The organism is Bacillus sp. AFS040349 (assembly GCF_002577655.1).
Classification (GTDB): Bacteria; Bacillota; Bacilli; order Bacillales; family Bacillaceae; genus Metabacillus.
Window position 1 is genome coordinate 26,655 of record NZ_NUMC01000043.1, and the last position, 13,302, is coordinate 39,956.

Below are 13,302 nucleotides of genomic sequence, written 5' to 3' on the forward strand. Positions count from 1 at the left end.
AACTCCGTTACCATATCAGATATTCAGATACAATTTATCATAGCTTTTATAAAAGCGTTCTGACGTAGGTAATCACCATTTAGCACATATAAGAACAAGCTTGATATAATGTCGGATATGACGTTCGCCCTTTACTACTTATTATAGTTGGTCAACGATAGACTACTCACATCTGACATACAGTTAATCAGTGTGTATTTCGTAATGAGTCTCCAATTAGCTAATACGTTTCGTTGTATAACGTAGGTAATCATCTTCCGTCATAGGTGGGCCAATAACCCCCTCGGACTGTCATTCAAGCAGTTTAGCTTTTATCCTCGTTTACATCATTTCACTTCGCTATTCAGTCGTATCGTGATGATTCGATAACTTATAGCTTTCCAAACATGCTACACTCCCCGATATTTGGTTTCCCTCACGGATAAGTTTGGTAGTGATAGGCTTTGTAGTCTTGCCTACTCCATGCAAAAGGAGATTTCTTATATGACCTTATGGTCGCACCTGCATATGGCCTTCAGCTCCCACGTATGATATCATTGGGTCCATAGTTGAGAATCGAGTTTCAATAAAATGGTGTGCCGCTAGATAATTCCAGTCAACTCCATATTTTTTATTAGCAGCTATATATATTTCCATATATTCTTGTGGAACTATCATACCCATTCCATTTTCTATAAATACATCGAAATAAGATCCGGTATATCCATCCATATGAATACCATTTTCTATAAGTGAGGCTACCAATAAATTGATATCATCATCTTTAAATTGTAATGACGTAATTGTACTGTCAAACTTCTCGTAATTCTTTATATTATTGACTGTATCGAGTTGCCACTCCTTAATCAACCGCTTGTAAGTAGTCGTTTTTGTATTACCTTCTTTGTTCTCACTTTGCTTTGCGAATTCTCCATTAACATCAACTTCTTTATAATAAAAAGTATCAAGAGTATTCCAAGCATGAGCGGATTTTAAGAATTCCCTCTTTACAGTTTCTTTTTCAATAATTGTTTCGGTTTCAATATGTTTATGTTCTTCTCGTTCAGAACAAAATGCACTTGAAATTTCCTCCCTAGTTTGACATCCTTCGGTTCCCATATTGGAATAAGTGTAGGTGGTTACTTCAGTTTCTATCACCTTTTTTATCTCATAAGTATCTTCATGGGTTTCATATTCAAAATCTGGTGCAAGCCCGTTAACAATTGGTTCAGGATCAATTTCCCAAGGCTGTTTATCTTCCTTTAATATTCTAACTGCATCTATGGCAGTAACTAATTTAAAGGGAGGTCTATATTGCTCTAACTCACTAGAATCTAGAATTAGTTGATTAATCTGTTTCTTTGCTTCTTCCGGTGTGATAGGTGAATCATCACCGAACCATTCAAGACTAGGAGCAACTATTAAAATTGCACCACCGATAATAGTAATAACTAAAAATACTATAGTACCTGGTATTCCTATTAGTGCTACAAGACTAAGGAAAGCCTTTAATAAAAGTTTACCTATATATAGAGCTAATTTCTTTAAAACTTTTAAAAGTACTTTCCTAATTACTTTCTTTACTAACTGTTTAACTTTTCGTTTAGCGTATTGTTTGGCATACTGCTTAGCATTTTCTTTCGTTTTTTCCAAAGCATTCCCCATCTATATAACCTCAATCTTTCTTAGGAGGGAAATTATTGTTATTTGTAGGTGGAACTATTGGTTTGTTAGGAATTAATGTGGAGTTATCCCCTTTATTAATTTGGTTATTGTTAGGTACTATCGGTTGGGTTGGTGGTACTTTTTCACTCTTATTTGGCATTGAACCCTGTTGATTCATATTAGGCAAAGGTTGCTCATCTATTTTAGGAACCAAATTAGTTCTAATTGGTGGTTCATTTGAATTTACCTCTGACGTATTACTGTCGATAAACGTGCTAACATGTGGAGTTTTCACTGAATTATCAACCTTAAATGTTTGAACGTCCATTTTTCCATTATTAGGACTTTGCACTTGTTGTGTAGCATACTTTTCAGAAGTAGGATTCATACTTATAACACCCGTATCACTAGTTGTAATCTTATGATCCTGCATAACCTTAGCATTTTTAGGTAGACTTGGATCACCCGGACCATAATTAGATATAGGTGTAAGAGTATTATTTGGACCTTTTTCAGCTAAATAACTTCTGTCCCTTTCTGTAACAACTGAATAGTCTGCCCCTTGATCAAGTCTACCAAGTTGCGGATTTTCTACACCTTTACCCATTACACTTGTGGCAGCATCTGCCCCCATTTGATATCCAATACCTCTACCATAAAGGGCTTCACCCATGACACCACCTGCACGCTGTAAAGTTTCTCTACGAGCCTGTGGACTGTTTCTAAATTGGGGAGAAACCATCGCATCACCTGTTGCTCTTCCGAGGTTACTTGCAACAGTTCCAAGATTACGACCAGCTTGTTGAAATGGGTTCATATTTTGCTCACGAGATTGCTCACGAGTCATTAATGGATTTTCCTCAAAATTACCTTTTATTGATTGACCGAAGTTCTTTGCTTTGTCAGTCATTCCTTTACCGACACCAAAACCAACGACTCCAGAACCGTATCCAGCACTTTGTCCCATATTGGCCCCCGCTTCAGCCATAATGTGTTGACCAAAGGGACTTACACCTAAACCAGTTGCATTTCCTCCCATTCGCCCAATAGCTGATCCAACTCCACCTGCAACATGCCCAACCGTTCTCATACGTTGAGTGAATTTACTAGGATTTGAACTAACGTTTTGAACAGCACCTCCATATTGACGCTCCTCATTCATTCCCATCATAGGGTTTAAGGAATTCATTGCACCGCCAGATTTCCCATTATTCATGGCCATCATTGACATTCCAGTGTTTCCTTTACTACTTTGTCCACCTTTCCCTGAAGATCCATCAAATAACCCTTTACTCTCTGCATAACCATTTTTAACTCCATTCTTTATATCACCTACCGCTTTAGCTCCATGCATAAGAGAACCAAAGCCAGCAGCAGTACCAATCATGGCTAACTTTCCACCACTCTCAGAAGTAGCCCCCATTGCAAAACGAAGCGACTCTGAAACTGGGATAAAGATAGATAAAGCAATAATATATGTCAACCAATCTGTGTTGCTATCAAACAACCAGAAATACAACCAAAATATTGCTGCATGAATAGTTTGAGCAATTGTTTGTGCCCATAACTCCTTCATAGCATAGCTTGTAATACCTTGTAGCTTAGGAAAAAAAATAGTTGATATCCATACAGGTGCTAGAAGTATTAAACCGCTAATCATAATTAAGCGTTGAGTATAATAAGCTTTAAACCAAATTGAAACTCCTAGAGAGAAAAAGGAAACGATAGCATCCTTTATCCAGTTGTCACCTTCTCCAGAAGATAAATCAGTAAACTCAATCTTTTCACCAGCTGTTTTCCCGTCTTGACTAGTCAAAACAGTAGCTCCTAAATCTCTTAGACTAACTGGATCAGTAATACCGGTTTCAAACATTTGTACAAAATAGTGATTTAAAGTAAAAAATGAATTAACAAGCGGGAAGAACTGAAAAAGTAAAACAATCCCCAAGATAACCTTCAAAAAATTATCTGTTATGTCAGATTTCATACTTGAGGAAAATTTTGCATATCCATGTTGAATCCCCATCATGACAATAGCACCACAGAGTAAAAAACCAACAACAAACAGCATCATGTTAAATCCATTATATATAGCACTGTTATATTGCTCCTGTGCATACAATCCCCATATCTTCCCTGCTCCTTGATAGAAAATATAATAAGCGGGTTCATGTAGTCCTATGAATGGCTCTAATATCCATTCAAATAGTTTTGAAAACATGAAAGCAAACGGCTTTTCGTACCACTTACTTTCAGCAGCGTGTGCAGCTGAACCAGGGAAGAACATCAACAATAGGATCAAAATAAACGCAATTCTTCTTTTCTTATCTGATTTTAACTGTTGTTCAAGTGTATTTAGCGTCATACTAATGACGCCTCTCTAACTTCTTCTTCTTCCTGCTTGTCATACTCTTCTAAGCCTGGTAGAAGACCATTATTGATTAGATAGTCCGTATCAGTATCAATAAACCCACGCATTTCATCACTAACTTGTACTTTTACATATGCAGAAGATCCACCAACACGAAGTATTCCTTCCCCTTTAGTTTGGGAATCCTCTGATTCAGCAGGCTTACGACAAATGATTTGTAGTTCACCCTCAGACAAGTTAAAAATTGACTGCAATTTTCGTTTTTCCTCATCATCAACTGAACCTAATCGAAGGAACAATGCACTTGTTGCTTGCTTTACAACTGCTTGTCCATCTGAATCTTCTAAGAACGGATTTAAATCCTGTGTAATAATATCTACACCCGCCTGATACTTACGACTACGGCGTGCTAATTCCTCAACGAATTGCATAGCACCATCAATTCTTTTCATTCTCCATGCTTCCTCGATCTTCAAGCGTTTTTTAAATCTACGTAAAGAAGGCCTCTTAACGAAGTATTCCCATCCTAATAGGGTAAGGACATGCATGATAATGTCGTATATATCAGATCCTTCAACAGCTTTCATGTTAAAGTTTACCCAACATATATCATCAAGTAGGTTATCGATTTTCTCCCCATTAAACTGGGTTTCACCATCGAGAATTTTTCCATCTGGTCGATCTCTTAGGTATCCTCTTAATACCTTAATTAATCTTCTCGCATCAGGATCAATAATTTCTTGATATGAAAAATCATGCAGATTATATCCTAAGGTTGTATTCTTTAATATTTGTTTGTAGATATCAGATAGGGTAAATTCAGGTTTACGTTGTTTTTTATACGTAATATCTCCATTTGATAATCTAACTGGAGTTTTTTCATTTTCATACAGTGATTCTGGATTCTCTGTAATACCCCATTCTTCAATTACATCCATAATTGCTTTTTTTAATAATTCCTTTTCAAGTGAAGAGATTCCATCTAACAACTTATTGTAGAACGTTATTAATCTACCAACTTTTGAACCTATTGGTACGATAACTTTTGAAACTCTTCTTCCATTTGGTAAAGTCTGTTCAATTTCTTCTTCGGTCAAAGCACAAATATTAATTGTACAAGATCCACCTTCACGTATCTCAACCTCTTTTCCGCCCATAAGTACACATATAGGTCCATTCTCCCCATCAGGATCAATACTAAAGATCCGATATCCTAGTAATACTTGTGAACTGGAAATATACTTGTTACTGAATGATTTACCAGAACCAGAGGCACCAACTATAAGAGAAGAATAGTTATCTAAGTAAGGGGCAAATACATTTAAAAATTCCATATTTTGATTGTGTAAATTCGTACCAACAGGTACACCACCGCTGAATGGAATTTTAGAAGAATAGAATGGAGAAGCAGCAACAATTGAAGTCCTATCAAAGAATCTTCTATCAACTGTTGCGGTAAGTCGATTACCCGAGAATGGTAGAGCTGATAACCATCCATCCTTTTGGCGAGCGTACAACGGTCTCAGATTATGTTCGTTATGTTCTAAGGTATCTTGGATTAACATTCCTATGTTATCAAGGGTCTTGTCGTCCTTTGCAAATAACGTAACAACCATTGTACCTAAGAAACCATCATTGTAACCATCACTAATCTCATCCAGCAGGCGTTCTGCGTTTGATCTTGCTTTTAGAGCTTCGTTTTCCTCAATATCGTTTCCTGACTTTCTCGCTTGAATAACACGAGAACCTTCGTCTGTAACTGCATTCTTATATTTACGAGTCGCTTGGTTTTTAGTGAGTTTAGTAAGGTGAAACGTTATATTACTAGCTCCTGCACGATACAATGTCTCTAATTCTCCTGTAGATATAGAGGTATTACCAAAATCTAAAATGTAGGACCTAGAAGAATATTCTGCACCTGCTCTTTGGTCACATTGGTATGCACGATCTTTAACATGTTCAGGAAAATGCACACCTGCTGAACCAATTTTATCGAAATAACTTTGTCTTGCTACAGCGTGTAAATCCTCTTTAGCTTTTTTTCCTTTTTTACTTGCTCTACTCTCTTCTTGTTCTATATCTTGTTCTTCTGTTAATTCAGGCGATGCAGCCTTCTTCTTTTTAAATAGCCCCATACTCTGTTGTCTCCTCTCCATATTCTTCAAATCTAACTTTAGGTTTTGATTCTTTCCCCGTAACAAATGGTGATAAAATACCATCTTTCTCAATAAAACGGTTGAAATGTTCAATGCTCCCTGTTTGTTTATTTACTGAAAAATATAATGCCTCATAAAGCTGTCTTTCAGAACAGATATTACTTCTTCCGCCCATATTGGCATAGTTACGTACAATAATTTGAGCAACTCGATTGAATTCATTTCTTACCTTTAAAATAATTGAATCTTCATCTAGATCTTCTAAGAGCTTTTGGTCGTAATAAAGGTCAACAGTAAAATAACTATGGTAATCAAACTCATCTACTGTTTGTTGCCAATATTCCATGTACGGGAAGAACATCGTTTCTCCATATCTCTGTGCAATCGGATTTAATTGTTCAAATGACTCTTGGTATGGTTTTAATTGTTCAGACAAGTCAATTGGTCTCGATTGAATATGAATCCCTACGTTAACTTCACGACCTGGCCCTAAGTTAAGCTGCGCTAATAATTGCTCATATGATAAATCAGTCGTTTGTTGTTCATTCATACTTCTTAGTAAATAGTTAATTGATTCAGTTTTAATTAATCCTATAAAGTGACGGCTCTCACCAGCTTCATTCAGCTCTACTACTTCACCATGAATCCCTTTAACCCCGATCAATTCTTGGAAGTTCACTTTAAGTTCTTGTGTGTCTTCACTTCCTCGTTTTGTTCCTAAATTATTCTTTTTAGATTTCCCTCGTTTTTTAAAAGGGTTAAATGGATATGGTTTTCCCATGATTGGGTAACCAAAGAAATATACTACGAGACCAATTAGTACAATCATTATTAAATTAGTTAACATATGTTATTGCCTCCAGATACCTGTTTGAGATTTCTTAAACTTCGAAAGAAATATAAGATGTTGATCGTAGTAGTATCCTGATTTCCCATTCTTTAAAAATGCCAAAATCAGAAAAGGTGCTGTTATTGGCAAAGTCAATGCACAAAGAACAAATCCAACAATAAATGTGAATCTTCCTGAAAATAAAATCTCTGAAGCTATTGATAGGTAAACTAATGCAGCAAATAAAATGTAAGTTGCTTGTCTCCACGAAACCCCTCTAATGCTTTTCCGTTCCGCTTCAGTATTAAACGGCATTCTAGTACGCATATAAATTCCTCCTACTCTTTAAAAAAAGACCTTACAAGTGAAGTGTAAGGTCATACTATTATTGTTTAGCTCCCACTACCAGATTGAGTAATAACATAGTTTGCTAGGTCAGGCGCTTTTAAAACAAGAATAATTCCTACTATTGCACTAACTAAAGCAGAAATACCCAGTGCTCTTTTAGCTGAATTCCCCATTGAAATACCAATCATAATCGCAGCAAGAACAATCGCAATAACTATTACTACTGCTCCAATTATACGAATATTAGTAATCCATCCTGTTAAGATAGTATTGATAGTAGTCACATCACTACCTCCAGACCCACCAGGAATCGTCGGAACAGTCGCTGAAGCACTCTCTACACCAGTAAAGAAAATAAGTGTACTCATAAATGCGAATACAAAGGCGTAGGGAATAACCTCTTTAACGAATTTTTCAATACTAATTCCTTTCATAAACTTACCTCCATATAATATTTGAAAAAAAAAGACGCAAAACAACCCTTTTTAAAAAGGATTATTTTGCGTCTTCCGCCTAAATAATCGCATGAATGCGAAAATATTAAGTTGTCTTCATTCTACAAAAAAAGGTCATATATGACAATACTTTTATTACAGAATTTGTTGTATGAGGTAAAATGATACTGTATAATTAGTTTAATTGCTAGATTATACATTTATACGTATAATTAAAATGAACCTATGAGGTGATACTATGAGAATATTATTAGGTTTAGGAATATTTTCTGGAAGTTTATTTTTATTTTCTTTGATTCCAGAATTCATGAACTTTATGATAGATATTGGTGTTGTACCTAATGAGCCTAGATTTCGAGATTCATTTTGGTTTCAAATAAAAGGCCTATTTGTTTTATGGGTAATGCTTTGGATCATTATAAGTTTGGGTTATTTTATTGTTGTCTTATCTGGTGGATACTTTGATTTTTCTTTACATCATAAAATCAAAAAAGCTAAAAAGAGAGCTATTAAAGAATTTGGAACAGATTTGCCTTGCTTTGGATATCTTTCAAAAAAACTTATAAACGGATTTTACCTTGATGTATCTAATTATCCAAAGATGATTACAATGTATTACCTCTCAGAAAAGGGCAATATGTCGTTTGAAGATATGTATAGTTCTACAACAAAAGAAGAGCGCCAAAAATTATACCTAGACGCAAAAGAATATTATGGTTTACCTGAAATGTCAGAATATAATTTACTATCACACGTCAAGTAAACCCATTTAGAGAAGAGGACATACATGGAAATGGAATTTGTTTTCAGCAAGAGTGTACTAAAGAAATGGGATATATATAGAGAGCTAAGCGGAGAAAGGCTTTATTATTGTTTTTCTAATGATCTCCTAGGGAGAGATTATATACTTGTTTGTTTAAACGACGAAACGCAGCCTGAGCTAGTAATATCTCAAGAAAAATTCAATACTGACTATACCTATATAGGCTATCACGATGAATTTCTACATTTTCACCCAGCTTTAATAAACTAAAAAACCAGACTTCTACTCAAGAAATCTGGTTTTTTCCTATTTTATACAAGCTCTTTATCTTCTATTGCAACGTAAGTATCCTCGAAGTCTCCTAAGATTCGATGTACAGCCCTATTAATTCTTTCTCTACTTTTATCAATTAATTCATCTGACCTACTTCTTCCATAGGAAGCAATATACCCAAAAGAATTTTCAGAAGTGTCTATACCTAAAGCATGACAGGTCACAAATCCAACACATTCAGCTTCAATTTCTCTCACTGCTTTACTCGGAATGTTATTTCTATCTGCATGTAATAACCCATGACCCATTTCATGAATTAGAGTTAACAACTTATGAGACGTAGAATTTTTAGAATCAATGAAAATATCTTTTTCCTTAATGCGGTAATAACCATCAGCACCCTTACAATCTGTAGTTTCTGTTACAGGAAATGGGCTTATAGCTTTGATTTTTTCATAAAGATCCGTCTCTCCATTTAAAGTCTTGACATATTCACCAATTGAAGGGATAGGTTCACCTTCTGTTTGAGATATATCGAAAACATATATTGGACGAAATAACATAAATTCTTCATCTTCCTCATGTTCATCGTTTTTTCTGGTGATTTTCATAGGAGCTAAAATCATAATCCCTTTCTCTCCCTTTTTCACATACCTTCCTCTTTTTTTCCATGTTTCAAATCCAGCAACAAATGTAGCACTTGGTTTTTGAATCCAGATCAATAGTTGATTTCTGAAAGAGTAATTGTGGAATGATGCGGAAAATTTTAAAAAACGTTGAAAGTTAGAACTTTTAGCAATATCTACAGCACCCTTTTTCACTAATTCAAAAGCTTCTTTCACTTTTTCTTGACGATTAACCTTCGTTTTTGTATTTTTCATTATATTTCCTCCTAAAAAAATGTGCAATAAAAAAAGACCTTTCATATGCCGCAGCATAAAAAAAGTCTTCCTAAAGTGTAATATTTATTTGTTTTCTTCCCCGATACCTAGCTGTTTAAAGTAATAGTCTACAGCATTACGAGCCTCTTTAAAGAATTTAATACCTTCATCTAGCATAGTTTTAGCCTGTATAGGATCAAACTCACTTAAATCTTTATACTCCCCAACTGTCTTAAAATAATGACTGTTCTTATCTACTTTCATCATAAGATAAGGTCCCTTGTCACCATAATCTACGAGAATATAAAAGAAATCTGCCTTTTTAGTAATTTCAGTCGGCATGTCATCCCCCTTACTAACTTATCCTTCTACATTCCTCACAAAGATACTAAGCATAGCGTTTAGCTTGTGCTTTTTGCATTGAAATGTACTGGTAGGTTTCCATACTCTTTCGTTCTGTTTCAATATCCATTACAAAGAACTTCAAAGGAATATCTACTAACTTCCTATACTTCTCTATTTCTTTGTATGATAAGAAACCCTTGATAATATATTCTTCTACTTTCTCCATAGATATTTGTCCATACTCCAATAAAAAATGTGAACCAAATTCTTTAAAGATAGATTCTACATCATAAACAACATCTTTCTCCCTAAGTTTAATTGTTCCATAATTACATTTTAGAGTTCCAGCTTGTTTAAGCATAGGACATTTTTCTATATCTAGTAAAGTATTACGATATTTTTCTTCCAACCTATCAATATTCCTTTTTTCAGATTTGAATAATTCTGCTATACCTTCTAATGATGTATCGAATAGGAATTCTCTTTTATCCACTTCATTTTTGCCTTTTTTATTCAAATAAATTTGAGCAAAAAATTCTTTTGGATAGGAATAATCTGCAAGTAAATCAACTAGATCCTCATCATCTTTTATAAACGAATAATTCAGTTTAACTACTTTATGTAGTATTCCTATATCATTTAAAAGCCCTTTAAATGATATAGTATCAGTTTTATAAATGGGATCTCTAACAAACTTGGCCACAATACCATGAAATTCATTTCTTCTTGTTTCATAATTAGAGAATGTTTTTCTCATAGTATGCTTTAGTTGGTCAAGGAACTCTTTAGAACTTTTCCTTCTTTGATAGATACCATTTAAGAATAAATCTTCCATTAGTTTAGCAGCACCTATTAATTGAAATTCTTCATTTTTAGACATAAATCCTTCCTCCTATAAAAAATATAAAAAGAAGCAGCTAAAAAGCTACTCCTTTCTCGTTATTAAAATCATCTTCCAAACGGGTTTGTATTTCTTTGCTCAAAAGGGTTAGAACCATAATTCTGGTTCTCATTACCTCTTTGAAATGGATTATTACCTACTTGTGTATAATTATCTTCCTGGTAACTGTTTAGTTGACCTTGTTGGTCAGAAGAATTATTTTGATGATTACTGTTACCTTGATTATTGCTGCCTAAGTACTTTACAGATTCTGCATGAAGTTCATTAAACGTATACTTTTTATTACTGATCTCTTGTTTTACAGGTTTAATTGTTCCGTTAACGAAAACTTGCCTACCTGTATCAAGATACTTACATGCATTAACAGCATTGTCTTTCCATAAAGTTACCTGCAGATAATCAGTTCTTTTCTCTTCTCCTACCCAGTAATTATGAGCAATATCTAAATTTGTCACAGGAATTCCTGAGTTCGTTTTTCGAAGCACTGGTTTTTTTGTTAAATTCCCGATTAGTTCAAATGTATTCCACATATATGATTCCTCCAAGTTTAGTAATTTATTAACCTACTTTTACAACGTTATTAAGTACCCATTGCCCTCGATGTTCTTCAGAAGATATAGCAACTCTATCCTCTGGTTTCAATTGTAATTTTTTGATTTCCTCAGCCATTTTGCCTATCGCATAGATCACGCAAATTTGACCACCTTGTTCAAAGCAAATCTCATAAACTACTCCGTCGTCATATTGTTTCTCCACCATATCTTTGAAAATACATTCAACCATGCCAGCTGGTACTGTATTAGATTGCTGATTGTGGTGTTTTTGAGATGACAAGTCATTTCTAGACGGGGACTGCTCATGTCCAAAGCCCTCTGGTAATGCCCAATTTGGTAATGTGGGAGGAGTAAAGTAACCTCTAACATCTTTAGATTGATCCTTCTTATCCTTGTGGTAAGTATAGATATCTCTATCGGTTTTTCTTTTCTCGTGTACTTCAACCCAAACTTCATTAAGGTTATATAAGTACCTCCCCACTCCAAAAAGCACAGCGGTACGCTTTAGTGCCGAAGAAATTCCTCCTTTGGTTTCCTCAAAATTTGTAGGATCAGCTCCATCACACTTTGTGATTGTTTGATTCTCACCTATCCTAATACTAATTGATTGAATAAACGCACCATTCGGTAATTGTTGAATTTTATTTTCCCATCGATCCCATCCAACTACATTGTCAAACCTATTTTGGATAGCTCTCGAAGAAACATAAGGTACAACTATAGCTTGCGGCCCTCGACTGTTAACACTAACTCGCGATACTCTCCATTCAATTTCATCTGGAGCAAAAGGTGCAGCTAACTCTTTTCCAACCTTCTTTACATCAAGTGTTTCCATTCTTTCATCCTCCTAAAATGTGTAATAAAGCTTTCTAGAAATGCAAAAAAGCCCTATAGGCATACTTCCTCTTAGAGAAAATACCACCCATAGGGCTTAACACTTCAATACAAGGCTCATTATAGAGCAAAAAGAAAACTTTATATAATTAGTCTATCAAATTATTTTATATACTACAATACAACTGTTTTTTTATATTTACACTTACGTAAATAAAGGTTTTATCGCTAATAGAGTTTCTAAATTAGAATGATCATAATGAAAATCAAATAGATTTAAATCAGTCTTCTTTGACCTGATATACTCGATCTTCCCTTCAATTTTCTCCTCTGATAACAATAGTTTTTGTTTTCTATCATTTACTTTAACTAGCCAAGACTGTCCATCGTAGTTCCTTCAAACTCCCCACCTATATATTTTATAAAAATACTTTCTAATCTAATTTAATACCTGTAATCAAATTAGCATGATTCCTCCCTGCTGTAATGTAATATCAAATTCCACTAGATAGCGTTGATAGTTATCGTTTCCGATCTTCAATTTTAATAGTTTCTGAATTTTCAACTTGATTCCTCCTAAAATGTGTATAAATAGAGCTTCCAAAACACAAAAAAGCCCTATGGGGCAGACTGTATTTGTCTATACCACCCATAGGGCTTATATCTTCTATTTAAGGCTCTTTTGAGCATCTTGGAAACTTTACATATACAGTCTATCAAAGATATATTTTTAAATCAATTTAGATACTATTACTTACTTTATTACTATTTCCATTGTTAAATATCATATAAAAGTAAAAGAAACATATATTAATAAAAAAGAACAGTAATAATAAAAAATACAAATAATAATAAGCAAATATAAAAAAGGTAGAGAAAAACCTTGTAATTAAAGAGTTTTCGAGGGTTAGCTAGAAGTTATATATCGTATGTATTTGATAAATTAGA

At 34.4% G+C, this 13,302-nt stretch carries 13 protein-coding genes; 2 read left to right on the forward strand and 11 right to left on the reverse strand.

Annotation, left to right across the window (positions count from 1 at the left end; translation table 11 throughout):
* Positions 1-489 precede the first annotated feature (489 nt).
* The 6 genes from COD11_RS27990 to COD11_RS10445 form a co-directional block, all read right to left on the reverse strand.
* Complete coding sequence (locus tag COD11_RS27990; protein WP_098796796.1) at positions 490-1,644, reverse strand: lysozyme family protein; 1,155 nt, start codon at positions 1,642-1,644, stop codon at positions 490-492.
* 10 nt (positions 1,645-1,654) lie between these two features.
* The gene (locus COD11_RS10425) at positions 1,655-4,009 is read right to left on the reverse strand and encodes a hypothetical protein (RefSeq protein ID WP_098796798.1); all 2,355 of its coding nucleotides are present in this window, start codon (positions 4,007-4,009) and stop codon (positions 1,655-1,657) included.
* Positions 4,006-6,150 carry a VirB4 family type IV secretion system protein gene (locus COD11_RS10430; protein ID WP_098796800.1) on the reverse strand — a complete coding sequence of 715 codons (2,145 nt, stop codon included), beginning with the start codon at positions 6,148-6,150 and terminating at the stop codon, positions 4,006-4,008. The genes COD11_RS10425 and COD11_RS10430 overlap by 4 nt, the downstream gene beginning before the upstream one ends.
* Positions 6,137-7,018, reverse strand: a complete 882-nt coding sequence (locus COD11_RS10435) for a hypothetical protein (protein ID WP_098796801.1) — start codon at positions 7,016-7,018, stop codon at positions 6,137-6,139. The genes COD11_RS10430 and COD11_RS10435 overlap by 14 nt, the downstream gene beginning before the upstream one ends.
* Positions 7,019-7,021: 3 nt before the next feature.
* Positions 7,022-7,327 carry a PrgI family protein gene (locus COD11_RS10440; RefSeq protein ID WP_098796804.1) on the reverse strand — a complete coding sequence of 102 codons (306 nt, stop codon included), beginning with the start codon at positions 7,325-7,327 and terminating at the stop codon, positions 7,022-7,024.
* Between the two features lie 65 nt (positions 7,328-7,392).
* Complete coding sequence (locus tag COD11_RS10445; protein WP_098796806.1) at positions 7,393-7,782, reverse strand: hypothetical protein; 390 nt, start codon at positions 7,780-7,782, stop codon at positions 7,393-7,395.
* A 259-nt stretch (positions 7,783-8,041) separates the two neighbouring features.
* Between COD11_RS10445 and COD11_RS10450 the strand changes: the two genes are divergently transcribed.
* Both COD11_RS10450 and COD11_RS10455 read left to right on the forward strand, forming a co-directional pair.
* Positions 8,042-8,566, forward strand: a complete 525-nt coding sequence (locus tag COD11_RS10450) for a hypothetical protein (protein ID WP_098796809.1) — start codon at positions 8,042-8,044, stop codon at positions 8,564-8,566.
* Positions 8,567-8,590: 24 nt separating this feature from the next.
* A complete protein-coding gene (locus COD11_RS10455) occupies positions 8,591-8,836 on the forward strand; it encodes a hypothetical protein (RefSeq protein WP_098796812.1) in 246 nt (81 codons plus the stop codon).
* 41 nt (positions 8,837-8,877) lie between these two features.
* Here COD11_RS10455 and COD11_RS10460 read toward each other — a convergent pair whose 3' ends face one another.
* The 5 genes from COD11_RS10460 to COD11_RS10480 form a co-directional block, all read right to left on the reverse strand.
* Positions 8,878-9,720: an ArdC-like ssDNA-binding domain-containing protein gene (locus COD11_RS10460; RefSeq protein WP_098796815.1), complete on the reverse strand. Its 843-nt coding sequence runs from the start codon at positions 9,718-9,720 to the stop codon at positions 8,878-8,880.
* Positions 9,721-9,804: 84 nt separating this feature from the next.
* A complete protein-coding gene (locus tag COD11_RS10465; RefSeq protein ID WP_098796817.1) occupies positions 9,805-10,062 on the reverse strand; it encodes a hypothetical protein in 258 nt (85 codons plus the stop codon).
* 46 nt (positions 10,063-10,108) lie between these two features.
* Complete coding sequence (locus tag COD11_RS10470; protein WP_098796820.1) at positions 10,109-10,945, reverse strand: hypothetical protein; 837 nt, start codon at positions 10,943-10,945, stop codon at positions 10,109-10,111.
* A 68-nt stretch (positions 10,946-11,013) separates the two neighbouring features.
* Complete coding sequence (locus COD11_RS10475) at positions 11,014-11,496, reverse strand: single-stranded DNA-binding protein (protein WP_098796822.1); 483 nt, start codon at positions 11,494-11,496, stop codon at positions 11,014-11,016.
* 28 nt (positions 11,497-11,524) lie between these two features.
* Positions 11,525-12,355: a Rad52/Rad22 family DNA repair protein gene (locus tag COD11_RS10480; RefSeq protein WP_098796825.1), complete on the reverse strand. Its 831-nt coding sequence runs from the start codon at positions 12,353-12,355 to the stop codon at positions 11,525-11,527.
* Between the last annotated feature and the right edge of the window lie 947 nt (positions 12,356-13,302).

Bases quoted from the DNA above. Each gene is read 5' to 3' on its own strand.
- COD11_RS10440 (WP_098796804.1), bottom strand. From the start codon at position 7,327: ATGCGTACTAGAATGCCGTTTAATACTGAAGCGGAACGGAAAAGCATT.
- COD11_RS27990 (WP_098796796.1), bottom strand. From the start codon at position 1,644: ATGGGGAATGCTTTGGAAAAAACGAAAGAAAATGCTAAGCAGTATGCC.
- COD11_RS10480 (WP_098796825.1), bottom strand. From the start codon at position 12,355: ATGGAAACACTTGATGTAAAGAAGGTTGGAAAAGAGTTAGCTGCACCT.
- COD11_RS10455 (WP_098796812.1), top strand. From the start codon at position 8,591: ATGGAAATGGAATTTGTTTTCAGCAAGAGTGTACTAAAGAAATGGGAT.
- COD11_RS10475 (WP_098796822.1), bottom strand. From the start codon at position 11,496: ATGTGGAATACATTTGAACTAATCGGGAATTTAACAAAAAAACCAGTG.
- COD11_RS10450 (WP_098796809.1), top strand. From the start codon at position 8,042: ATGAGAATATTATTAGGTTTAGGAATATTTTCTGGAAGTTTATTTTTA.
- COD11_RS10465 (WP_098796817.1), bottom strand. From the start codon at position 10,062: ATGCCGACTGAAATTACTAAAAAGGCAGATTTCTTTTATATTCTCGTA.
- COD11_RS10460 (WP_098796815.1), bottom strand. From the start codon at position 9,720: ATGAAAAATACAAAAACGAAGGTTAATCGTCAAGAAAAAGTGAAAGAA.
- COD11_RS10425 (WP_098796798.1), bottom strand. From the start codon at position 4,009: ATGACGCTAAATACACTTGAACAACAGTTAAAATCAGATAAGAAAAGA.
- COD11_RS10430 (WP_098796800.1), bottom strand. From the start codon at position 6,150: ATGGGGCTATTTAAAAAGAAGAAGGCTGCATCGCCTGAATTAACAGAA.
- COD11_RS10470 (WP_098796820.1), bottom strand. From the start codon at position 10,945: ATGTCTAAAAATGAAGAATTTCAATTAATAGGTGCTGCTAAACTAATG.
- COD11_RS10435 (WP_098796801.1), bottom strand. From the start codon at position 7,018: ATGTTAACTAATTTAATAATGATTGTACTAATTGGTCTCGTAGTATAT.
- COD11_RS10445 (WP_098796806.1), bottom strand. From the start codon at position 7,782: ATGAAAGGAATTAGTATTGAAAAATTCGTTAAAGAGGTTATTCCCTAC.